Annotated in this window: 19 protein-coding genes and 1 tRNA gene; 8 read left to right on the forward strand and 12 right to left on the reverse strand. The window is 62.4% G+C overall.

Annotated elements, in window-relative coordinates; genetic code table 11:
* Positions 1 to 107: 107 nt before the first annotated feature.
* Positions 108 to 431, forward strand: coding sequence for a WhiB family transcriptional regulator (locus RHP72_RS11195; RefSeq protein WP_003942321.1), 324 nt, complete (start codon positions 108 to 110; stop codon positions 429 to 431).
* A 26-nt stretch (positions 432 to 457) separates the two neighbouring features.
* Here RHP72_RS11195 and RHP72_RS11200 read toward each other — a convergent pair whose 3' ends face one another.
* From RHP72_RS11200 to RHP72_RS11210, 3 genes are all read right to left on the reverse strand, one after another.
* A complete protein-coding gene (locus RHP72_RS11200) occupies positions 458 to 1,801 on the reverse strand; it encodes an AarF/UbiB family protein (protein ID WP_311094687.1) in 1,344 nt (447 codons plus the stop codon).
* Between the two features lie 4 nt (positions 1,802 to 1,805).
* Entirely contained in the window at positions 1,806 to 2,720 is a 915-nt protein-coding gene (locus RHP72_RS11205) for a hypothetical protein (protein WP_311094688.1), read from the reverse strand.
* A 98-nt stretch (positions 2,721 to 2,818) separates the two neighbouring features.
* The gene (locus RHP72_RS11210; protein ID WP_311094689.1) at positions 2,819 to 4,219 is read right to left on the reverse strand and encodes a zinc-dependent metalloprotease; all 1,401 of its coding nucleotides are present in this window, start codon (positions 4,217 to 4,219) and stop codon (positions 2,819 to 2,821) included.
* Between the two features lie 123 nt (positions 4,220 to 4,342).
* Between RHP72_RS11210 and RHP72_RS11215 the strand changes: the two genes are divergently transcribed.
* Complete coding sequence (locus RHP72_RS11215) at positions 4,343 to 5,365, forward strand: PDZ domain-containing protein (RefSeq protein WP_058226487.1); 1,023 nt, start codon at positions 4,343 to 4,345, stop codon at positions 5,363 to 5,365.
* Between the two features lie 26 nt (positions 5,366 to 5,391).
* Here the strand turns inward: RHP72_RS11215 and RHP72_RS11220 are convergent, their stop codons facing one another.
* Positions 5,392 to 5,994 carry a PPA1309 family protein gene (locus RHP72_RS11220; protein ID WP_019747831.1) on the reverse strand — a complete coding sequence of 201 codons (603 nt, stop codon included), beginning with the start codon at positions 5,992 to 5,994 and terminating at the stop codon, positions 5,392 to 5,394.
* Between the two features lie 174 nt (positions 5,995 to 6,168).
* On the opposite strand from RHP72_RS11220, the gene RHP72_RS11225 reads away from it, so the two are divergent.
* Complete coding sequence (locus RHP72_RS11225; RefSeq protein WP_311094855.1) at positions 6,169 to 9,084, forward strand: UPF0182 family protein; 2,916 nt, start codon at positions 6,169 to 6,171, stop codon at positions 9,082 to 9,084.
* A gap of 89 nt (positions 9,085 to 9,173) precedes the next feature.
* On the opposite strand, the gene RHP72_RS11230 is transcribed toward RHP72_RS11225, so the two are convergent.
* Complete coding sequence (locus RHP72_RS11230; RefSeq protein WP_003942299.1) at positions 9,174 to 9,728, reverse strand: transglycosylase family protein; 555 nt, start codon at positions 9,726 to 9,728, stop codon at positions 9,174 to 9,176.
* A 450-nt stretch (positions 9,729 to 10,178) separates the two neighbouring features.
* On the opposite strand from RHP72_RS11230, the gene RHP72_RS11235 reads away from it, so the two are divergent.
* Together RHP72_RS11235 and RHP72_RS11240 are read left to right on the forward strand one after the other, a co-directional pair.
* Positions 10,179 to 10,252, forward strand: a tRNA-Met gene (locus RHP72_RS11235).
* A gap of 73 nt (positions 10,253 to 10,325) precedes the next feature.
* The gene (locus RHP72_RS11240; protein WP_311094690.1) at positions 10,326 to 11,102 is read left to right on the forward strand and encodes a lipase; all 777 of its coding nucleotides are present in this window, start codon (positions 10,326 to 10,328) and stop codon (positions 11,100 to 11,102) included.
* Positions 11,103 to 11,106: 4 nt separating this feature from the next.
* On the opposite strand, the gene RHP72_RS11245 is transcribed toward RHP72_RS11240, so the two are convergent.
* From RHP72_RS11245 to RHP72_RS11260, 4 genes are read right to left on the reverse strand one after another with little or no spacing between them, the layout of a single operon-like run.
* Entirely contained in the window at positions 11,107 to 11,751 is a 645-nt protein-coding gene (locus RHP72_RS11245) for a GntR family transcriptional regulator (RefSeq protein WP_007731273.1), read from the reverse strand.
* 47 nt (positions 11,752 to 11,798) lie between these two features.
* Positions 11,799 to 12,869: a 2-oxoglutarate and iron-dependent oxygenase domain-containing protein gene (locus tag RHP72_RS11250; RefSeq protein WP_311094691.1), complete on the reverse strand. Its 1,071-nt coding sequence runs from the start codon at positions 12,867 to 12,869 to the stop codon at positions 11,799 to 11,801.
* Entirely contained in the window at positions 12,866 to 13,771 is a 906-nt protein-coding gene (locus tag RHP72_RS11255) for an ABC transporter permease (protein ID WP_311094692.1), read from the reverse strand. The genes RHP72_RS11250 and RHP72_RS11255 overlap by 4 nt, the downstream gene beginning before the upstream one ends.
* On the reverse strand, positions 13,768 to 14,550 hold the full coding sequence (locus RHP72_RS11260) for an ABC transporter ATP-binding protein (RefSeq protein WP_311094693.1): 783 nt from the start codon (positions 14,548 to 14,550) through the stop codon (positions 13,768 to 13,770). Before RHP72_RS11260 ends, RHP72_RS11255 begins: the two co-directional genes overlap by 4 nt.
* Positions 14,551 to 14,801: 251 nt before the next feature.
* On the opposite strand from RHP72_RS11260, the gene RHP72_RS11265 reads away from it, so the two are divergent.
* Genes RHP72_RS11265 through RHP72_RS11275 form a run of 3 tightly spaced genes read left to right on the forward strand, consistent with a single transcriptional unit; the run spans position 14,802 to position 18,354 of the window.
* Entirely contained in the window at positions 14,802 to 15,992 is a 1,191-nt protein-coding gene (locus RHP72_RS11265) for a hypothetical protein (protein ID WP_007731279.1), read from the forward strand.
* Between the two features lie 15 nt (positions 15,993 to 16,007).
* The gene (locus tag RHP72_RS11270; protein ID WP_311094694.1) at positions 16,008 to 16,985 is read left to right on the forward strand and encodes a 2-oxoglutarate and iron-dependent oxygenase domain-containing protein; all 978 of its coding nucleotides are present in this window, start codon (positions 16,008 to 16,010) and stop codon (positions 16,983 to 16,985) included.
* 40 nt (positions 16,986 to 17,025) lie between these two features.
* Positions 17,026 to 18,354, forward strand: a complete 1,329-nt coding sequence (locus tag RHP72_RS11275) for an amidohydrolase family protein (protein ID WP_311094695.1) — start codon at positions 17,026 to 17,028, stop codon at positions 18,352 to 18,354.
* Between the two features lie 6 nt (positions 18,355 to 18,360).
* On the opposite strand, the gene RHP72_RS11280 is transcribed toward RHP72_RS11275, so the two are convergent.
* From RHP72_RS11280 to RHP72_RS11290, 3 genes are all read right to left on the reverse strand, one after another.
* The gene (locus RHP72_RS11280; protein ID WP_003942348.1) at positions 18,361 to 19,995 is read right to left on the reverse strand and encodes an acyl-CoA synthetase; all 1,635 of its coding nucleotides are present in this window, start codon (positions 19,993 to 19,995) and stop codon (positions 18,361 to 18,363) included.
* 156 nt (positions 19,996 to 20,151) lie between these two features.
* A complete protein-coding gene (locus RHP72_RS11285; protein WP_003942363.1) occupies positions 20,152 to 21,357 on the reverse strand; it encodes an acyl-CoA dehydrogenase family protein in 1,206 nt (401 codons plus the stop codon).
* 27 nt (positions 21,358 to 21,384) lie between these two features.
* Entirely contained in the window at positions 21,385 to 22,833 is a 1,449-nt protein-coding gene (locus RHP72_RS11290; RefSeq protein WP_003942317.1) for an acyl-CoA dehydrogenase family protein, read from the reverse strand.
* Between the last annotated feature and the right edge of the window lie 98 nt (positions 22,834 to 22,931).

The following is a 22,931-nucleotide window of genomic DNA, read 5'->3' on the forward strand; positions in this document are numbered from 1 at the left end:
ATCTGGTTTCCGACTCGGCTCAGGTTCGCACCCATCGAACCCATATCGTGCGACACAGTTTCGCATCCGAGCACTAGGAGACCGAGTTGTCTGCCCAGACAATCCGCGTGGAATCCGAAAACTCCACCACTGCAGTAACTTCCACCGACGTCACTTCGGCTGCAGTCACGTTCATCGAGGTCGCGTCCACCCGCCGCGACCTGCCGTGCCGGGCATCCAACCCCGATCTCTGGTTCGCCGAAGCTCCGGCCGAACTCGAGCAGGCGAAGGCACTGTGCGCGCAGTGCCCCATCCGTTCCCGTTGTCTCAGTGCGGCTCTCGACCGCGCCGAGCCGTGGGGGGTGTGGGGCGGCGAGATCCTCGATCAGGGGGCCGTCATAGCGCGCAAGAGACCGAGAGGGCGCCCACGCAAGCAACTTGTGTGCGCGTGAGAGCCCTATTCGGCGGAGCCGGTGTCTTATTCGGCGGAGCCGGTGTCATCCAGAACCGGCTCCGCGAACCCTGGCAACCAACGAGTCAGGATTTCCATGTACGGGGCATATGCGTCCAACTGGGCGCATATGCCGACCGAACCGAGAAGAACACGGAAGATCATCAAATACTCGGCCGGAAGGTTGAGTGCACGGGCCGTTCGGAACTGCGCACTGTTGAAGTCAGTGGCGGTTCCGGCGGCCTTTTGCAGCCATGCCCGAGTGAAGTGAAATGACTCGGTCTGGATCGGGTCGGTGAAGGGTCGCAGGTAATCCGCGATCTCCTTGTCGGTCACCGTGCGTCCGGGGATCACGAAACCGTTGGCGCGCAACAACTCCGTCAACTCGTCGAATTGTTCCTCGACAGCCAAGCGCACCATCGTGCCGAGAACCCGTGGCAGTCCGTTCGGGAACGGCGCAGCAGCACCGAAGTCGATGACGCCGAGTCGGCCGTCCTCGAGAAGCATGAAATTGCCGGGGTGCGGGTCACAGTGGAGCAATCCGACACGGGCCGGAGACGCGAAGTGGAATTCGGCGAGTAGTGCACCGGCCGCATTGCGCTGCTCCGGCGTTCCACTCTCGATGATTCTGGTCAACGGGGTTGCCGTCATCCATTCGGTCACGATCACTTTCGGCGCGCTCGCCACGACGTGCGGGATCACGAATTGGGGATCTCCGTCGAACTCTTTGGCAAAAGCTCGCTGATTGTTCGCCTCGATCCGATAGTCGAGTTCTTCCTCCGTGCGCGCGGTGAACTCCTCGATCACGGGCCGTACGTCGACACCGGGCATGACCGAACCGAAGAGACCGGCAAATCTGCCCAGGGTCTTGAGATCGGCGCGTAGAGCTTCGTCGGCGCCGGGGTACTGAACTTTCACGGCTACGTCGCGGCCGTCCGCCCAGACGGCTCGGTGAACCTGCCCGATGCTTGCCGACGCGGTCGGTTCGTCGTCGAACGACTGGAATCGGTCGCGCCACTTGGTTCCGAGTTGCTGGTCGAGCATCTTGTGGACTTGCTTGGTCGGCAGCGGCGGGGCGGCGGCCTGGAGCTTGTTCAGCGACTCGCGGTACGGCTCGGCGAATTCCTCCGGAATTGCCGCCTCCATGACGCTGAGCGCTTGGCCCAGCTTCATCGCGCCGCCCTTGAGTTCGCCCAGCACCGCGAACAGTTGCTCGGCCGCCTTCGCGCTCAACTGCGCGTCGATCTCGCCTTTGTCGCCGCCGGCGAGCTTGCGTCCGAAGCCCATGGCGGCGCGACCGGCCATCCCCAGGGGGATGCTCGCGAGTTTGGCAGTACGGGCAGAACTCTTGCGTGGGATCTCGGACACCACACCATCATGTCTGACTGGGGCGTCCTTTGCCCGAAACAGGTGCCAGGTATTGGCAACTGCAGGATATTTGCCGAGGCCAGCGCCTGGTTGTGATCCGATACGGACGGAGCGCGATCTCGAGCGTCGACGACAGACTGGCCGCATGCGTCGCCGCTGTCTCCGATAATGCGGAGTCGATCTCGGCCAGGGCCAGCGCGACACTTGCATGGATCATCGCCGATTCCGCGTGGCCTGCGCTGCCGAGTAGCTGCGCGGACAGATGAAGCCAATGAGGGTCGAGTTCGGATCGGAGGATGTCTGCGCACCGCAGGCAACTCGACTGACCAGGCAGGACAAGAGGACCGACCACACCGTTGCCGTCGCGGATGCGGACGGAAAGGTGGGGGAGTCCGCAGCGAACGAGATCGCTGACCAGACGAGGATCAGTCACGACGTCGTCGGCCAGGACCACCAGTTGTTCGTTCCACGTGCGCACGACGTCGGTGTTGCGATACCCGCGCGAGCGACGCGTGCTGACCCCGCCGGTGACGAGTGCGCGCTCGATGGCATCAGAGAGCGGACCGACACCGTGAATCCGGACCGTCGCGGTGCTTCTGCGGGCAGTGTGGACGAAACCGGAATCGGCGAGTTGCTCGAGCAACTCCTCCGTCACCGACGTGGGAATCCCGCGCCTCGACGCTTCCCAGAGGATGTTTGCGCGGGATCTCGAGCCGTCCATTTTGCGCAGGATCGACTTCACCGCGCGATCGTCGACCCCGACAGGCAGAGTCAGCAGGACGGCACGTCCGGGGGTCCATCCCAGCTGCAGTCGACCGTCCGGGCGCGACAGAACAGCGATCCGCGGGTCCCATCGGGGTCCCGCGGATCGCTGTGAAGTGCTGTCTTGTCTGGCGTCGTCTTGCGTGTGACTGGTCATCATTCGATGCTGGCACGACGGGCCCTCGGCGAGTCCACGTCAGCGGCAGTTATCCACAGGCCGTCATCGCGGCTGATCTGCGAAAATGTGTCGAGAAGAGATTACTTCTCTTCGTCGTCCTCGCGGGTCTTGTCCATCGCTTCCTCGGCCGCACGCTCTTTTGCCTCGACGGCTTCGAGCTGGGCTATCGGGTCGTCGAAATTACCGGCTTCGCCGGCGCCGAGGACACGGGCGACAAATCCGTCCGGTGCGTCGAGATCGCTCGAATCGGGCATCAGGTCGGGATGCGACCAGACGCCGTCGCGAACGTCCATACCGGCTTCCGCAGTGAGCTTCTGCCACAACCCGGCCGCTTCGCGGACCTTGCGAGGACGAAGTTCTAGTCCGACCAGCGTCGCAAAGGTCTGTTCGGCGGGGCCGCCGGTAGCGCGGCGACGCCGCAACGTCTCACTCATCGCGGCAACACCAGGCAGTCGCTCGCCGAGTGCGGCGGTGACGACCGTCTCCACCCAACCCTCGACCAGCGCAAGCAGAGTCTCGAGACGTTCGAGAGCGGCTTTCTGCTCCGGTGTGTTCTGCGGCTCGAACGTGCCCTGCTGCATCAGCGCTTCGAGCTTGCTCGGATCGGTGAGAGCGGATGGATCGAGGTCTTTGGCGAATTCTTCCATCGCCGAGAAGTCCATGGTGATTCCGCGGGCGTATTCCTCCACTGTCGAGAGAACACGCTGGCGCAGCCACGGAACGTGACTGTAAAGGCGCTGATGAGCGGCTTCCCGCGCGGCGAGGAAAACCAGAACTTCCTGATGCGGCTGTTCGAGACCCTCACTGAAAGCCTGAACCGCAGCCGGGAGAAGGGCCGCGGTGCCTTCGGGGCCGAGGGGCAGGCCGATGTCAGTGGAGGAGAGCACCTCGGTGGACAGTTGGCCGAGTGCCTGGCCCAATTGCGAGCCGAACGCGAGTCCGCCCATCTGGCCGAGCATGCCCAGCATCGGGCCAGCCATCTGCTGTGCTTCGGCCGGAAGCCCCTGGACCCACATGCCCGCTACCTTCTCGGCCACCGGATCACAGAGTCGCTTCCACGTGTCGATCGTGTTGTCGAGCCAGTCGTTCGGAGTCCACGCAAGAGTGCGGCTCGCTCCGGCAGGGAGCGTTGTCGCGGCGTCCAGCCACATCTCGGCCAGGTGCGCGGCGTCGGCGATCGCCTTGACGTTGCCCTCGGTGATCGGTGTGACCGATCCGATCTGTTGGCGTGCCAGCTTCTTGGCGATGTCGTAGTTGACCGGGCCGGACGTACCGCCCTGGCCCATCGACGAGCCCATTCCGCTCAGCATCTGCCCGAACTGGGTGAGCATCTGGCCGAGCTGAGCCGGATCGAATCCCTCACCGCCCGCGCCGAACCCGAACGGCATGTCACCACCCCCGAACGGATTGCCACCCGCCGCGTTCTTGTCGCGATCGGGATCGTCGTCGGAGTTGGAGAAGCCGAACGGCATATTGCTCATACCTCAACGGTACAAGGCTCGAGCGGTCGGAGTCGCCCTCCGAGTCACGCTGACGGCGAACACGCACGGCGCTCAGGCGGTGCGATCGGTGCTCCGGAGCCTTCGCGCTTTACTCTGGATCAGGTGAATCGACGGATAGTGACGCTTTTGGCCGCACTCGCACCCATCGTCGTGTTGGGAGTCGTCGGAACAATGGTCACTGTTCCTTATGTCGCACTCGGTCCTGGCCCCACCTTCAACACGCTCGGCGACGTCGACGGTAAGCCCGTCGTGGACATCCAGGGGACCGAGGTCGATCCCACCGACGGCAACCTCAACATGACAACGGTGTCGGTTCGCGACGGCCTCAACATCTTCGAAGCGTTCGGACTGTGGGCGAGTGGCAGCAACGGACTCGTCCCTCGCTCGGAGATCTATCCACCCGAGAAGTCGAAGGAAGAGATTCAGCAGGCCAACACCGCCGACTTCCAGCAGTCCGAGGACAGTGCCGAGTTGGCGGCACTGCACTTTCTCGGCAAGCCGGTGTCACTGACTGTTTCGAAGGTGACCCCGGACGGTCCCGCTGCGGGTGCCCTGCAAGAAGGCGACGTCCTGGTCAAGATCGGCGACACTCCGGTAACCACCATCACCGGCGTTCAGGACACGGTAGGTGCGATCGCGCCCGGCACCGCGATCGACGTCACCGTCCTACGTGAGGGTGTGGAGACCGTGGTGCCGGTCACCGTCGGGGCGCGGCCCAACAAGCCCGAATCGGGTTACCTCGGCGTCACACCCAACGAGGTCCCGGACGTTCCCTTCACCGTGCAGTTCAATCTCGCCGACATCGGCGGTCCTTCTGCCGGACTGATGTTCACACTGGCCTTGGTCGACAAGCTGACTCCGGGGGAGCTCAACGGTGGAAAGTTCGTGGCCGGAACGGGCACCATCGACTCCGACGGCGAGGTCGGTCCGATCGGCGGCATCAGGTACAAGTTGATCGCCGCGTCCGAAGCCGGTGCTGAGACCTTCCTCGTGCCGGCCCAGAACTGTGACGAGGCGAAACAGAATGCGCCGGACGGGCTTCGACTCGTCAAGGTCGACAACCTGCCCGGCGCAGTGGACTCACTCGAGAGCCTCAACACGGGTGGCGACGCACCCCGCTGCTGAAAGCTGCCTGGCCGCCGACGACTCTGTCAGTCTTCTTCGACCTCGTCGAGCGTCGCGTACAGGGCGTGCACGAGGTGAGGTGCAAGACCGTCGTAGGTGAGCAGTTCCAAGTCACCGTACGGATCCGCATCCTCGTCGGGACGCATCTGTAGGAGCGACAGCGAGGGACCGTCACGGAGCACGCCGACGAACAGTCGAGCCTCGCGTCGATCGGGATGCGCGTTGGCCGTCAGCCGCGCGACCTCGTCCGCCGCGTGCTGATCGGTCAACACCGGCGCCGTGGCGTGGTCGAGATCCGATTCCGCCTCGGGCGGCAGGACGACGATCTCCTGCACCAGGATGCAACCCTGCACGGACTCGGGCCAATGCGTCGTCGCCAGGAACTCGTCGAGTGCCCGTGAACCGCCGATGATGTCCTCGGGAAGCGATTCCTGTTCGATCGGTGTGTATTCGGCGCCCTCGGCGAGTTGGTCGAGCAGTCCGGGTTCGGCCGCGGCGAGCATTTCGGTGGGTACCAACGCGTACAGCTTCGGCGGCTGATCCCAGCCTTCGGCGTCGATGTGGTCGACAACTTCATGAACGCACCGGGCGAGGGCACTCGGTGATCTGCTCATATTCTCTTCACTCACACGTTCATCCTCCCACCTTCTGTCCGGCTCCCCGCTCTCCGTGTTGTCAACCCGTGACCGTTGTTACGTAGAGTGGTCGGAAACGGCCAAGTCCACTCGGGCGTGGCCGCAGTGATCGATGCAATCGGTTGCGACGCCACGGCGTCGCCAAATCTTGGAGCGTGGCACGTGGGCATGCGGCCCCCCGCAGGTTTACCCTCTCTGTCCAGACGCAGTCGAATCTTGTTGGTGGTGGCTGTCGTAGTGGCGGCCTTGCTGCTCGTGGGGCCGCGACTGATCGGCATGTACACGGACTGGTTGTGGTTCGGCGAAGTCGGCTTCCGCGGTGTCTTCACCAAGGTTCTGCTGACGCGATTCGTGCTCTTCGTGGTCGTCGGAATTGTCGTCGGCGCCATCGTGTGGCTCGCGATGCTTCTCGCGTACCGCGCACGCCCGGTGTTCGTCCCGGTCTCCGGGCCCAATGATCCGATCGCGCGCTACCGCACCACCGTCATGTCGCGTCTTCGTCTGTTCGGCGTGATCATTCCGGTAGCGATCGGCATCCTGTCCGGTCTCATCGCGCAGGCCAACTGGGTCACTATCCAGTTGTTCCTCAACGGCCAGGCATTCGGTATCACCGATCCTCAGTTCAACTTGGACGTCGGCTTCTACACGTTCGATCTGCCGTTCTACCGTTTCGTTCTGAACTGGTTGTTCGTCTCGATCCTGCTGGCTTTCGTGGCAAACCTGGTCACCCACTACGTTTTCGGTGGAATCAAGTTGGCCGGGCGCAATGGGACGTTCACCACGGCCGCTCGTATTCAGCTGGCTGTCATCGCCGGCACCTTTGTGCTTCTCAAGGCGGTGGCGTACTGGTTTGATCGGTACTCGTTGATGTCGAGTAGTCGTAAGGAACCGACGTTCACCGGCCCGGGCTTCACCGACATCAATGCGGTTCTGCCTGCGAAGCTCATTCTGTTGTCCATTGCGGTCATCTGCGCCTTGGCGTTCTTCGCCTCGATCTTCACGCGGGATCTTCGGATACCGGCCATGGCAGTCGCTCTACTGGTTCTTTCGTCGGTCCTCGTCGGTGCCGTCTACCCGATGATCGTCGAGCAGTTCTCCGTCAAGCCCAATGCGGCGCAGAAGGAGAGCACGTACATCGAACGAAACATCGAAGCGACCCGTCAGGCGTACGGGATCACGGAAGAAAACGTCGACTACGTCGACTATCCGGGAATTGGCACCAAGCAGCCCCAGGACGTTCCGGCAGACCGGACCACGATCGCGAACACACGCCTGTTGGATCCGACCATTCTGTCGCCGACATTCACCGCTCAGCGTCAGCTCAAGAACTTCTACGGGTTCCCGCAGACGCTCAACGTCGACCGTTACGAACAAGACGGCCAGTTGCGTGACTTCGTTGTCGCCGCGCGTGAGCTGTCGCCGAACAACCTTTCCGGCAACCAGACGGACTGGATCAACAAGCACACGGTCTACACGCACGGCAACGGTTTCGTCGCCGCCCAGGCCAACGAAGTCACGGCCGTGCAGGGCGACAGTCAGAACAACACCGGTGGCTACCCGATCTACTCGGTGAGCGACCTGACGACCACGCCCGAGAACGAGAATCTCAAGGTGGACAATCCGCGTTCGTACTACGGCGAGGTGATCAGTCAGTCGGACGCCGATTACTCGATCGTCGGTTCCGTCGACGGTGAGGGACCGCGGGAGTACGACACCGACACCTCGAAGTACACCTACACAGGTTCGGGTGGCGTTTCGATCGGCAACTGGTTCAACCGTCTTGCATTCGCGGCGAAGTACACCGAGCGCAACATCCTGTTCTCGAGTGCAATCGGCTCGAACTCGAAGATCATCTTCAAGCGTGATCCGAAGGAAAGGGTCGAGGAGGTCGCGCCTTGGCTGACGACCGACGGCGCTGCTTACCCCGCAGTGGTCGACGGCAAGATGCAGTGGATCATCGACGGCTACACCACGGCCCAGGATTACCCGTACGCGCAGCGCAGTTCGCTCGACGGGTTGGTCGAGGACAGTATCGACCAGACGACGGGGCGCCTCATTCCGCGCCAGGAGTTCTCGTACATCCGTAACTCAGTGAAGGCCACGGTCGATGCCTACGACGGCACTGTCACGCTGTACCAGGTCGACGAGCAGGATCCGGTTCTGAAGGCGTGGATGGGGGTCTTCCCGAACACGGTGAAGCCGAAGAGCGAAATCTCGGACGACTTGCAGGCACACTTCCGCTACCCGGAAGACATGTTCAAGGTTCAGCGAGAGATGCTGGCGAAGTACCACGTCGACGATCCGAGTGAGTTCTTCACCAACAACGCGTTCTGGTCGGTTCCGAGCGATCCGACGATCGACACGTCGGCCAACCAGCCGCCGTACTACGTGCTGGTGGGCGACAAGGACACCGCGAAGGCGGATTTCCGTCTGACCAGTCCGATGGTCGGGTTCAGTCGTGAGTTGCTGTCGGCCTACATCTCGGTGGCGAACGACAAGGAGAACTACGGCAAGTTCACGGTGCTGCAGTTGCCGACCGATACGCAGACTCAGGGTCCACAGCAGGCTCAGTCTGCGATGACGTCGGATTCGCGTGTTGCTTCGGAAGTGTCACTGCTCAAGCAGTCGAACAAGATTCAGTACGGAAACTTGCTGACTCTGCCGATTGCCGAGGGCGGAATCCTCTATGTCGAGCCTTTGTACTCGCAGCGAAACTCGCAGAACGCGTTCCCTCAGTTGGCGCGTGTATTGGTGAGCTTCAGCGACACCAACGGCATTCGGATCGGTTATGCACCGACCGTCTCCGAGGCGATCAGTCAGATTTGGCCGGGCGCAGGTTCGGCAGCGACGGTCACCCAGCCGGCACCCGATCCGGATACCGGAGCGCAACCGGAAACGCCGACAACTCCGACGGCACCGGCCCCGCCGGCTTCTTCGGATGACGTCACGAAGGCGCTGGCCGAGGTCAATTCGGCAATGGCGGCATTGAAGTCGGCGCAACAGAGCGGTGACTTCACCAGCTACGGTGCTGCGCTCGACCGCCTGCAGAAGGCTGTTGACGCGTACCAGGCGCTGCCGAGGTAAGCGGCGTCAGTTCATGAATAGCAGAAGGCCCACCATCCGATCGGATGGTGGGCCTTCTTGTGTGCTCAGGTGAAGCTGTACGAGCTGAATCAGCGCAGTGCTGCAACGATCGGTGCGTTGGCATCGGAGAGCTGCTGGAACTGTGCGGCGAAGCCGTACTGGCCGGCGAGGTCACGAGCGGTGTCGTAAGCCTGCTGTGCGGCGGGCTTGAGCTCGGCCGGGATCTCGATGGCGGGAGCAACTGCGGGTGCCTCGGCGACGGGAGCCGGCGCTGCGGCGGGAGCTTCTTCGACTGCAGGCTCGCTCGCGACGGTCAGACGCTGGCCGCAGACGGGCCATGCGCCGGGGCCCTGGCTCTGCAGGGTGTTCTCGGCGACGCGGATCTGCTCTTCCTTGGAAGCGTTGGCGGGCGAGCCGGTGCCACCGTTGGCGGTCCAGGTGCTCTGCGAGAACTGCAGGCCGCCGTAGTAGCCGTTTCCGGTGTTGATGTTCCAGTCGCCACCGCTCTCGCACTGTGCGACGCCGTCCCAGTTGTGGGTGGCTGCGGAAGCGGTGCCGGTGCTCATGGTGAGGGGCACTGCGACAAGTGCGCCGGCTACTGCCAATGTGCCGAATGCACGCTTGCTGATGCTGGTGTACGTCATGTCGGGGTAAATCCTCTCCGCGCTTGCTGACATCGGCGGGCCTGCGGGTCGGCGATGATGCTGACTTTCCCGGGCGCTTGTCTCTCCGTGTCTCTGCCCCTCGAAGGTTTCGGGGGTTCCGATCCCGCGGGGCAGAGTGGAGCAGCGGCGGGTCGGCGTTCGCCCGGTTGATTCGGGCCGGGACCGACCGTACGGGAGCGTCGAACGAGGGTCGATTCGCAATTTTCCGGACTGTCTGGTCTGCTCTCGACCCAAAATTTTAGCGTTTGTGCTGGTAGAGCCTTTCCGATGCCGTTTCGACGTACGTTCGTTACATGCTTGTTATGTGTTGATGCTCACGGGCATTTTGTGAACCCAGTCACCCGATTCTTCGACTTTCAGGCGTGTATTTCGCTCCAGCGCAGGCGATTTGCGTTCCGTTCACCTGCTCGTGTAACTTTGTCCATGCATCGCGGGGTGGAGCAGCTCGGTAGCTCGCTGGGCTCATAACCCAGAGGTCGCAGGTTCAAATCCTGTCCCCGCTACTAGAAAAGGACCGCCGCACTGGAATCCAGTGCGGCGGTCCTTTTTTGTGCGCAGCCGTCGTAGGGTGGCGACGTGCGACTCTCGAAGATTCTCTTGGCGATGGCGGTGACTACTTCGCTGGTGACCACCGCTCTGGCGTTCTCGGCAGGAAGCGCTGCCGCCGGTGGGCGGATCACCGATGCGAAGCGCGTGGTCTTCATCGTTCCGGGGCAGCAGCTCTACAACTCGGGAGAAACGCACCAGGCGACCTACCGCGCCCTCGACAAGGCACTGAGCGCTGCGGGCTACGAGACACACTTCGTCGACGCACCCGGCAAGATGATTGCGGCCGACGCCGAGCTGATTGCCGATTCGATTCGCTCCTACGCTGCCGGCGCTGACTCCGTCGGGGTGATCGCGCACAGTGCGGGTGGACTGAGCTCCCGGTACTACGCGAAGTTCCTCGGTGGCTCCGAAGTAGTGGATTCATTCGTCGCCATCGGTGCGCCGCAGTACGGTAGCCCCGGTGGCTGCGTACAAGGCCCTGCCGACGGCTACGACACCTGCATGTTCTCCGAAGTTCTCACCAAGCTCAATGTCGGTGAGGACACTCCTGGATCTGCCTACTATTCGGTGGTGCAGAGTTCGGGCGAGTGGGCGGACGGTCGGTTGGACGGGGGCCAGTGCCGGGTGTACGTCGATGGCGTTCCCGGGGCCGGAACGGGAGGAGACCATCTCACCGAGCTCGAGCATCCAGAGGTCATCTCGGGAGCGATCAGCGCTTTGGAGCGAGACTGTGTCGGTACGTTCGTGGACGAGAACGACGGCGACATCACCTGGCCTGACACGCTGTTTCCGTCATTTCGGTAAAGCTTCAGGTCCGGGTTGTTCGGACGAGTAGCCCGGCTACGTGTGCGCTCGCGGCAGTCCTCGCCCCCAAGGCGTCACCCGATTCGATGGCCGCGACTATACGTGCGTGCTCGGTGACAGCGATCCGCCGATTGAGCTCGAGGCTCCACATGTCCGAACGGTAGAGATGTGACTGTCCGTCCAGACGATGCAGGGCTTCGCTGAGCGGGTGATTGCATGCAGTCTCACGAATCAAGGTGTGGAACTCGAGGTCGAGCTTCGAATCCCGACGCTGATCCGGCGGGCTCTCGAGAAGTTCGCGTTGCACCTGCACCATCTTGTTCAGCTGTGACACGGTTTCGTGCGTGGCATTGGCCGTCGCGTTGAACGCCGCGAGACCGTCGAGTACCTCACGCACCTCGAAGACCGCGCGCAGAGACTCCGCGTCCAGCGAATCGACTTTTGCACCCGCATTCCGTGTGTGGACGGCGATGCCCTCGTAGATCAACTGCTGCACGGCCTCGCGGACCGGCGTTCGACTGACATTGAGCTTGCTCGCCAGCGCGGGAACACTCAGTGGTGTCCCCGGCGCCAGCTCGCCCGAAAAGATCAGTTCGCGAAGCGTCTCGTGCACGGACTCGGTGAGTAAAGCTCGTTCGGTGGTGGTCATCCTGTCCTCACTTCGATCCTGCACGATGTCGACGGTACCCGGGAGCGCTATCCAGCGGCGCGCACCCGGTCAGCGCTGCGACTGTCGACCTCGGGCGCCGTCGCGCCTTTCAGTCCGGCCACTTTGGCCGCGATGTTCTCAGCGATCGTGATCGGCGGGTATCCCACTTCGCCCGGTGTGAGAGTCCCTGGCAGTGCTTCGATGACGGCGTCGTAGTTCCCGTCGAAAAAGAATGCGGCAGAGCGACGTCGGATGATCTGACCATCGACGATAGGTGGGTCGACTCGGTGCACTGTCGAGCGCCATCGGTCGTTCGTCCAGCGTGCCATCGCGTCGCCGAGGTTGATCAAGAGTGCGCCGTCGGCAGGTTGGACGTCGTGCCATATGCCGTCGGCACTCAGAACTTGAAGGCCCGGAACTTGATCTGCCCACAGGATGGTCAAGATTCCGAAGTCGGTGTGAGCGCCCATTCCCGTCATGTCGCCGGAGATGCGGATCTCGCCCTCGGGCAGTGCGTAGTTGTTCATCTTCATCGCGTCGATCGAATGGTCGAGCATCGAATCGAAGTACCCGGGCTGCAATCCGAGAGCGTCGGTAAAGGCGCACATCAGGATTCGTGCCAAGCCCTGGGAATGACGGAAATACTCTTCGATTGCCGGTCGGAATCCGGGCGCGGCCACGGGCCAGGTGTTGGCGGCGTAGCTGGACTCGGGTAGGTCGACGCCCGGATAGTCGCTCACCTCTGTGCCCACGACTATTGCTTCGTAGAAATCGTTCATCTGGTTCGCAGCGGCGACGCCCAGGCTCATGCTGAGTGATTCCGATTTCGGTGGTGAGTAGCCGCGGTTCTCGGACGAGGGACGGCGATAGTTGTTCTTCACCGTCAGTGGGAGAGCAAAGAACTCGTCGAGAGCGTCGGCCAGTCCTTCGGTCGCCGATCGTGGAATGCTGTGTCCGACAATCTGTATGAATCCGACCTCCCGGCACGCGCGATCGAGTTGAGCTGCCACTTCCGCACAGGCAGTGCTGTTGGTGGCGTTTGCAACCGCTGCCTCGCCGCGGAGGTACGGGCTGATATCGATCGTAGGGATTTCGAAGACAGGAGTTTCGTGGGTCATTTAAAGTCCTTGCGGCCGGACGTGTGCCACTTACCGACGAGCACACGTGAGAGGAATCCAAAGGCAGAGAAGACGAGGACACCGAACACCGACGCGATCACGATCGCGGCGATCAGATCCTCGGACTGAAGGCGGCTTCGGTAGACGTCGAGCAGGGTCCCGATACCGGGTTGTCCTTTGGCGAAGAACATGTCGCCGATGATGGCACCGACGACAACAAGGCCGGAGGCGGTGCGGATGCCGGTGAGAATGGCCGGCATTGCCGCTCGCAGTTCGAGTTTCACAAGTCGATCCCAACGCGAGGCGCGGCCGAGGGTGAAGAGTTCGTGCAGTCCGCGATCGACCGATTGCAATCCGAAGTGTGTGTTGGTGATGATCGGGAAGGCTGCGATGAGAACGCACACCAGGGTGCGCGCGGTCATGCCGTAGCCGAACCAGAGCCCGATGAGGGGGACGATGGCAAGGATGGGAATGACCTGCAGCACAACGGCATAGGGATAGACGATCCGCTCGATCCACTTGGCCTGGCTCATCAGCACGCCGGTTCCGACGCCGACTGCCACCGCGACCACGAAGCCGACCAGTGCTACCTGTGCCGTCACTGCGAGGGCTTCGAGCATGGGAGAGAGGTGTTTCCAGTCGAGTAGCGACTTTGTCAGTACTTGACTCGGCGGCGGAAGGAGAAATCGACGTTCCGGGGAGAGAACGAGGTAGCTGACGATCGACCACGCTGCGACCGCGCCGGCAAGTGAGAGCAGCGGATAGAGCAGGAAGGTGCCGAGCGCTCTCATTCGCGAGGGCCGTCCGGGCTGTGACTGTGCTCGCGCGGCGGTCGCAGAATCAGCGCGAACGGCGGAATTGCGTGCGGTGGTGCCCTGTTGCACTGCAAGGACTTCGGTCATCGTGAGCTCCCATGGAGACTCGCCGAGATCTCGGCGACGTGTTCGGTGTATCGGGCGTCGTAGCGCAGTTCCGGGCTACGCGGGTACGGGAAATCGATGTCCACGACCGAATGGATTCGTCCGGGCCGGGCGGTCATGACGACCACCTTGTTTGCGAGGTACACGGCCTCGGATACCGAGTGCGTGATGAACATCGAGGTGAACCCCTTGTCGGTGTAGAGCCTTTGCAGCTCTACCTGCATCTCCAGTCGTGTCATCTCGTCGAGAGCACCGAAAGGTTCGTCGAGCAGCATCACAGCAGGTGCGAGGGTGAGCGCTCGCGCCAACGAGACACGCATCTTCATTCCGCCCGACAACGCGTTGGGCAGTTGTTTCGCAAAGTCCGCCAGGCCCACTGCGCGAATTGCTCCGTCGGCGCGCAACTTTCGGGCTGCTTTGTCGCCGCCACCGAGTTCGGCGGACAATTCGACGTTGGCCTGCACGGTTCGCCAGGGGAGGAGAGTCGGCTCCTGGAAGATGAAGCCAACTGATTCGGTGTCGAGGGCAACCGCGCCGCTGGTCGGTCGCTCGAGGCCGGCCGCCATGCGCAACAAAGTCGACTTGCCGCAGCCGGAGGGTCCGACCACGGCGACGAAGTCTCCTCGCTCCACGTTCAGATCGATGCCGTCCAGCGCGACAGTGCCGGTATCGAACTTCTTGACGACATCGGAAAAGACCATCTGCATCGGTGCGGTGAGCTTGCGAGCGTCGGCATCCTGCATCGTGTTCGCGAGTTCCATCTGAGCCTCCGGTTCAATAATGCATGCAAAAGTTCTTCAAGATGTACGAATCATCTTGAATTGTATGTATGTCGCCTAGATTGCTGAATGTAAATGTGAGGTGACATTGCAGGTGAAGCGAGAATCCTGGCGCGCGTTACCTGATGGAAACAACTAGTCGATTGCATGTAATCCATGTGCTGCAGAGTGTGCACATCGGATCATCCTTCCTGGTTCGCCCACATCCCAATTGTTTTCACGAAGGAGACGCTGTGTATTCAAATCGCAAGGTGCATTCCAATCGCAGAAGTGTGGGAGCGGCCGGCGCGGCACTGGCCATGTGTGCAGCCATCGGATTGACTGCGTGCAGCTCCAGTGAGGCTGAGACGGCCAAGGCTGAATCTCTCGAACCAGCTGCCGAGGCTCAGAACCTAGCGGGTCTCTGTCCGGAAAACGTTGTGGTTCAACTCCAATGGCAGCCGCAGTCGGATATGGGAGCGCTCTTCGAGATGCTTGGTCCCGGCTATTCGGTCGACACCGACGACAAGTCCGTCAGCGGGACTCTTGTCGCCGGAGGGAAGGACACCGGAGTCGACTTGACCTTGCGGGCCGGGGGACCGGCAATCGGGTTCCAATCCGTCAGCTCCCAGATGTACGTCGACGATTCGATCACTCTCGGCTTGGTGCACGGCGATCAGGTGATCGCGGCAGCGGCAAGTCAGCCCGTTGTGGCCGTCACGCCATTGCTCAAGTACAGCCCGGCAATCCTCATGTGGGACAAAGAGTCTCATCCGGAATGGGCGAGTGTTGCCGATATCGGCAAGTCCGACGCGAGTGTCGTCGTTTCCAAGGAGCAACTGTTTCCGCAGTGGCTCGTGGCGAAAGGCCTACTGAAGCAGTCTCAGCTCGACACGAGCTACGACGGAGCTCCCTCGCGATTTGTCGGTGACCCGACCATCGCTCAGCAAGGATTCGCGAATTCGGAACCGTACACGTACGAGAAGGAGACGCCGGCGTGGGACAAGCCGGTTTCCTATGACCTGCTGAAAGATTCGGGTTTCGACATCTACGCGTCCAATGTTTCCGTTCGTGCCGACAAGGTCGAGACACTCTCCCCGTGTTTGAGCAAGCTGGTTCCGATCATTCAGCAGGCCACCGCGGACTACATCACTGCGCCGGATACGGCGAATGCTGCCATTGTCGACGTCGTCTCGCAGGACGTGTCGTTCTCTCCCTACACCGAGGGTGAAGCAGCGTTCAGTGCCCAACTCTTGAAAGAGAAGGGCCTGATCGCGAACGAGGCGGACGGATCCGTCGGCACGTTCGACATGACGCGAGTCGCTCACACCGTCGAAGAACTGAAGCCCATCCTGAACGCCGGGGGTGCGGCGATACCGCAGTCATTGACTGCAGAAGAGATCTACACCGACAAGTTCACCGATCGGTCCATCGGAATCCGCTGAAGGAGCTGACAGCAAATGACGTACGACATGACAGAACTCAACCGCGAGACCCGCATGGGTGGCCTGGGCACGGAGACCACCGACCGCGAGGTCCGAAGAATCGATCTCTCGGATTTCGAGAACCGGCGCAGCGAGATCGCCGAGGAGTTGTGGTCGGCAGCGACCGACATCGGATTCTTCCAAATCGTCAATCACGGGATCGATCTGGAGCAGGTCCGCGAGGCTTTCGCGGCGGCCGAGCGATTCTTTGCACTGCCCACCGAGGTCAAAGCGCAGTATCCGCTCAAGAAGGGTTTCAACTCCGGCTGGGAGAGCATGACGCAGGTGCGTCCGTCCATCGGAACACCTGATCAGAAAGAGTCCTACCAGGTGACCCGCCCGCATATGGGTGATCTGTGGCCCACTGCAGACGAATTGGGCGGATTCCGCGAAACGATCCTGGACTTCGAAGCCAAGTGCTGGGGCATTGCGATGGACCTGTTGTCGTGCTTCGCCGAGAAGCTGGGATTCGAACGAGACTTCTTCACCAGGGCACATGACCCGTCGGTGGACACCTACCAGAGCACACTGCGACTACTCCACTACTTCCCCCTTGCCGCCGACGCAGATGTCGAAGGGATGTGGCGTGCCGGAGCACACACCGATTTCGATTGCCTGACATTGCTTTTCCAGCGTGACGGTCAGGGCGGTTTGCAACTGTGCCCGGGCAAGGAGATGGACACCCAGGAATGGACGTCGGTGGTGCCGGCTGAGGAAGCGATCACCTGCAACATCGGCGACATGCTGATGAGATGGAGTGATGACGTCCTGCCGTCGAATTTTCATCGGGTCAAGAGTCCCGGAGTCACCGACTATCGGGGAGCCCGCTACAGCCTCGCGTTCTTCGCTCAGGCGAACCGCGACGTGACCATCGAGGGGCCGGCGGGCAAGTACCCGCCGATCACTGCCGAGGACTACATCGACCAGCGAGTACGCGCGAACTTCGCGCGTTGATCCGTATCCGTTCCGTCACACACTTTCAGGAGAACTGGCGATGACTACCGCGCCCAAGAACATGACCGACGCGATCATCCGGGACGTGACGTTGTACAGCGGCGGGCAATGGCTGACCGGCCACGACGTCGTCGTCTCGAATGGGGTGGTCGAATCGATCGAGAAGTCGACCGGCACCGCCACACCTGGAAGTGTGGACGGATCGGGGGCGTATCTGATCCCTGGCTTCGTCAACACCCATACGCACCTTCAGCAGTCACTGATGCGTGGGATCGCCGAAGGGACACCGCTTCTCGAATGGCTACTCGCGGTCGCAGAAGAGTCGGTTCAGATCACGCCGGAGCGCGCATACACGGCCACTGTCGCAGCCTCGCTGGAGGCATTGCGCAGCGGTACGACCACCCTGGTCGAACACATGTGGCCGCACCCGTCCAGCGAGGTTCACGACGCTGTGATCCGGGCGTTGCACGACACCGGGATTCGTGCCGTACTGGGACGCGGAACCGCAGACCGGGCGGACAAGACGAGGAAGTGGGGCTTCGATCCGCGGCTCATGCAACCACTCGGAGAAGTTCTCGCACATACGGATCAGATGATGCGCGACGTCGCAGGTTCCCGCGTCGACGTGGCAGTCGCGGTACCGAACCCACGTTCGCTGACCCCGGATGGGATGTCGGAAGTGCGTGAGTTCGCGCAGGCTCGCGACCTGACGGTCTCGATTCACCTGCTCGAGACGCAGACCGACAACACGATGTGTACCGAACACGCGGGCATGAACGCGGTCGACTACCTGGATTCCCATGGGTTCTTGTGGGACCGGGTGCTGGCGGTCCACTGCGTCGAACTCGACGACCGTGGTCAGAAGGTGCTGGCGGAGCGCGGCGTCGGAGTGTCGTACAACCCCGTCAGCAACATGCGGCTCGGTAGCGGAATCGCGCCCGTCCCGAGTTTCCTCGACGCGGGGATCGCGGTGGGGTTGGGTGTGGACGGCGCAGCCAGCAACGATACTCAGGACATGCTCGAGACGCTGCGCACCGGCGCCTATGTGCAGCGAGCCGCGCGCGGCCGTGCCGACCTGCTCGGCTTCGAAGCCATGATCGACATCGCATCCGGCGGTGCAAACGCAGCACTCGGTCTGCCGGCCAGGTCCGGCGGGATCTCCGTGGGCGATCCCGCCGACCTCACCATGATTCGGTTCGAACGCGACTTCGGTTGCCTCCCGGTGCGAGATCCGGGTGCGTCCATTCTCACGACGGGCAGTCGTCAGATAGTGGACACGGTGTTGGTTGCGGGCGAGGTCGTACTCCGCGACGGGCACTCCACTCGCGTCGACGAGGCGGAATTGATCCGCACGCTCAGCGCTTTGTGACTGTGCTCAGTCTTCGCTGATCTCCATCTCGATCAGGACGCGGCGCAACAGCTTTCCGGTGGCGTTGCGGGGAAGTTCGTCGATGAAGACGATCTCGCGGGGAACCTTGTAGCGCGCGAGATTCGACCGGACGTGATCCTTCAGCTCGTCGGAGTTCTGGTCGGCGCCGTGGGCGACGACGACAAAAGCTCGCAGGCGGTGCCCGAAGTCGGCGTCCTCGACTCCGATGACTGCCGCTTCCAAGACGTCCTCTCGATCGGCGAGCAGGTTCTCGACTTCGAGCGGGTAGACGTTCTCGCCACCGGAGACGATCATGTCGTCGTCGCGGCCGTCGACGAAGAGGAGGCCGTTGGCGTCGAAGTGTCCGACGTCGCCGGTCGAGAGAAGTCCGTCGATACGTTCCTTGTCGCGCCCGTCGGTGTATCCCTCGAAGCTCAGCCCGCTGGCGACGAAGATCCTGCCGATCGTGTGTGGGGTGGTGATCTTCTTGTTGTTCTCGTCGAACAGTTCGACGTGACAGGTCACCGGAGCGCGGCCCGCGGTTCCCGGCGCAATGGTCAGATCCTCGGGAGTCGCGACCGTGGCCACTGCGACCTCGGTGGATCCGTACAGGTTGTAGAGGACGTACCCGAACGAGGCCGTGACTCGCTTGCACAGGTCGGGCGAGAGTGACGAACCTGCCGAGAAGATGATCTTCAGGTTCGACGTGTCGTACTTGGACAGCACGTCGGGACCGAGGTCGATGATGCGAGTGAGCATCGTCGGGACCACGACCAGACTGTCGCACTTGTACTGGGCGACAAGCTTGATCGTGTTCTCCGGATCGAACTTTCGATGCATGACGACGGTCTGGCCGAGCGCCAACGCGAGAGCGAACTGCGAGACACCGGTTCCGTGGAAGGCGGGGGCCGCCATCATCATTGTCTGTCCGCGGCGCAACGGCACGCGGTCGAGGAACTGCGCCGACGCGAGAGGGGAGGTGTGGCCACGCGGCGCACCCTTGGGAGTTCCTGTGGTGCCGCTGGTGAGGAGGACGAAGCCACCGTTCTTCTCGGGTGCCGGCACCGACGACGTGGTGCGTCCGGCGATGGCCTCGTCGAGAGTGGCTGCCGTGGAACCGTCAGCGGCCGTGCCCTCTGGCCAGGAACGATAGACGACGACGTCGTCCGGCAAGGCATCGGCGATGTCCGCGAACTCGTCGTCGTAGACGAAGGCGACCACCTTCTCCCGCGCGGCGACGTCCACGAGTTGGGGCCGAGCGAAGCCCGTGTTCATGAGAACGAGCTTCGTTCCGTTCTTTGCTGCCGCCAGCATGGTCAGGACCAAGCCTCGATGGTTACGGCACATCGCACCCATGACGGAGTCGGAGGTGATGCCGTCGGCCTGCCACGCCCGGACCAACGCGTTGCTCTGACGCTCGAGCTCGGCATAGGTGATGGGTCCGCGCTCGTCGATGATCGCCACCGCGTCGTAGCCGTTCTCGGCGTGTGCATGGACCGGCCCGGCAAAGGGTCCGTACTTGTCCACGGCTGCAATGGATTTGAGTCCGCGATCGAGGCGAGGGAACGGGACGAGTCCGGCTCGGAACATGACCCCCGCCGCGCCGATGGTGTCAGTGACCTTGGTGACCAATCCGGGCATACGTGAACCTCTTCCGAGCGTCGTTGTAGGACTGATTACACACTAATGCGCAATCAGGTTTCGGTGGTGAAGTTTCACGATGGCGACCGAGCACTCCGCCCCGCCACCTCGAAAGGTGGCGGGGCGGAGTGTTTCGGGATCTGGTCCGTGCGACCGTCACTTCAGTTCGGCGGACGACTTTCCGAGCAGGCGGCGTGCGACGATCAGCTGCTGGATCTGCTGGGTGCCCTCGAAGATGTCGAGAATCTTCGAGTCGCGGCCCCACTTCTCGAGCAACGGGCGCTGCGAGTAGCCGTAAGTGCCGGCCAACTCGACTGCCTTGAGCGTCACGTCGGTGCCGGTGCGGCCGGCCTTCGCCTTGGACATGGACGCTTCGAGCGAGTTCGGCTTCTTGTTGTCCGCCATCCATGCCGCGCGCAGAGACAGCAGGTACGCGGCCTCCCAGTCGGCTTCCAAACGGATGAACTCGGCTGCAGCTGCATGCTGGTTGTAGACCGGTGTGTCGTAGGAGATCTCGACACCGGCTTCGGTCAGGATGCCACGCAGTTCTTCGAGAGCTGCGCGTCCGACGCCGACGGCCATGGCTGCAACGAGGGGCCGGGTGTTGTCGAACGTCTGCATGACGCCGGCAAAGCCCTGCTCCACGTTGACCTCCGGGCTGCCGAGGATGTTGTCCGCGGGAATGCGGCAATCCTGGAGCAGGAGTACTGCGGTGTCGGAGGCCTTGATGCCCAGCTTGTGCTCGAGGCGAGCAACGCTCAGGCCCGGTGCGTCACGCGGAACGACGAACGACTTGATGGCCGCTCGGCCCTTCGATTTGTCAACCGACGCCCACACGACGATGTGCGTCGAACGCTCACCGGCGGTGACGAAGATCTTCTCGCCGTTGAGAACCCACTCGTCGCCGTCGAGAACGGCGGTGGTGGTCACGGCGGCGGAGTCGGAACCGAAGCTCGGTTCGGTGATGGCCATCGAGGCCCACACCTTGCCGAAACGTTCGAGCTGTTCGTCGGTTGACACTGCGGCGATCGCGGCGTTGCCGAGCCCCTGGTAGGGGATCGAGAGCATGAGTCCGACGTCGCCCCAAGACGTTTCGAGCGAGTTGAGGAGCGCAGACATGTTGCCGCCGTTGGCGTTGCCACCCTTGGCGCTCGCGTCTGACCGTCCGCCGCTGGCACCGCCGATGTCTCCACCGGAATCCGAGAGGCCTTCGACCATGGCAGCCATGGTGTCGAGCTCGACGGGGTACTCGTGCTCGGCAAGATCGTACTTACGTGAAATGGGTCGGAAGATCTGCGCCGCGACCTGATGTGCCTGGTTCGCTGATGCTTTGAGCTTCTTGGGAAGTTCGAGGTTGATCATCGTGGTTCTCCTGGAAGTTCAGCGGCGTCAGATGAGGACGATGCCCTCGGCAACGCCGATGGCACGGAGGTCGCGGTACCAGCGCTCGACCGGGTGTTCCTTGGTGAACCCGTGTCCACCGAGGAGTTGCACACCGTCGAGGCCGATCTGCATGCCCTTCTCGGAAGCCAGCTTCCGGGCCAGAGCGGATTCGCGAGCAAAGGACAAGCCCTGCTCGGCGCGTGAAGCGCCCCGAAGCGTGACCAGACGCAGTCCGTCGAGTTCGATGCCGATGTTGGCGACCATGAAGGCAACCGCCTGGCGGTGGCTGATCGGCTCGCCGAACGCTTCGCGCTCGTTGACGTACGGAATCACGTAGTCGAGAACTGCCTGGCTGGTGCCGACGGCCATGGACGCCCAACCGAGGCGAGCCAGGCGAATCGCGTCGGCGTATTCGGCCTTACGCTGCTCGGCGTCACCGTCGCCGAGCAGTGCGGACTCCGACACAGCGACGTCGGTGAGGATCAGGCGACCCAGACCGGCGGCGCGCAGACCCATGCTGGGATCTGCTTCGACGACGAGTCCCTTGGTGTCGGATTCGACGATGAAGAAGGACGGCTTGCCGTCGAGTTCTGCGGCGATGACGAAGAGTTCGGACGTAGCGGCGGCGGGCACCAAGCTCTTGACGCCGTTGAGCTTGTAGCCGCTGGGGGAGCGCACTGCCTTGGTCTGCAGGGCAAACGGATCGAACAGTGCGCGTGGTTCGTTGACCACCACTGCTGCGCCGGGGACCTGCTCGCCGGTGAAGGCCGGAAGGTAGGTCTTCTGCTGCGCGTCGGTGCCCCACTGCGTCAGTGCGACTGCAACGCCGCTGGGTGCGAGGATCGGAAGTGCAAGCCCCATGTCTCCGTGCGCAAGTGCCTCGGCAACAAGAGAATTGGTGACTGCGCCGCGATCGGCAGCTGCTCCGTCGAGTTCTTCGGGAACATTGATCAGCGTGATGCCGAGCTCGGCTGCGCGCTTGGAGAGATCGGCGGGTGCCTGCGCTGCGCCGTCGGCGTCGTGCGCTGCGGGACGCAGGATCTCGGCCGCGAACTCGCGCACGGTCTCGACGATCATCTTCTGGTCGTCGTCGGGGGTCAGATCGAAGTAGTCGGCGTTCTTGCTCGGGTTGTCGGGCAGGCGCTTGGGTGCGCCGTTGCCCGAGACCTTCTGGAATCCTCGAGTGGCGGCACCCAGGGTTTTGAAGCCCGTCTTGGTGCCCTCGTAGGTCACGCGATCGATGGTCTGACGCAGATTGAACTTCTCGGCCAGTTCCGAACCGGTGATCTTGGTAAGCACACGCATGGCTGCGCCCATGGCGTCGCGTTTGATCGGGTTCAGGCCGACGGCGGACGTGTCGCGGGGCGCACCCTTGGCGCCGCCGCGCTGCGCGCCCGATTCGCTGCGCTGAGCGCTCTTGTCGGGGGCAACACTGTCTTGCTTGGTCATGATCACCAGCTGTTTCTCGGTGTTGGGGCGTTGGACGATCCTTATCTTACTCATCAGTAAGGTCTGTTGTCGAGAAACCGCGAAATGATGCGCGTCATAGGCTC

Origin of the sequence: Rhodococcus sp. SG20037 (assembly GCF_031763325.1) — a bacterium.
Lineage (GTDB): Bacteria > Actinomycetota > Actinomycetes > Mycobacteriales > Mycobacteriaceae > Rhodococcus_F > Rhodococcus_F qingshengii.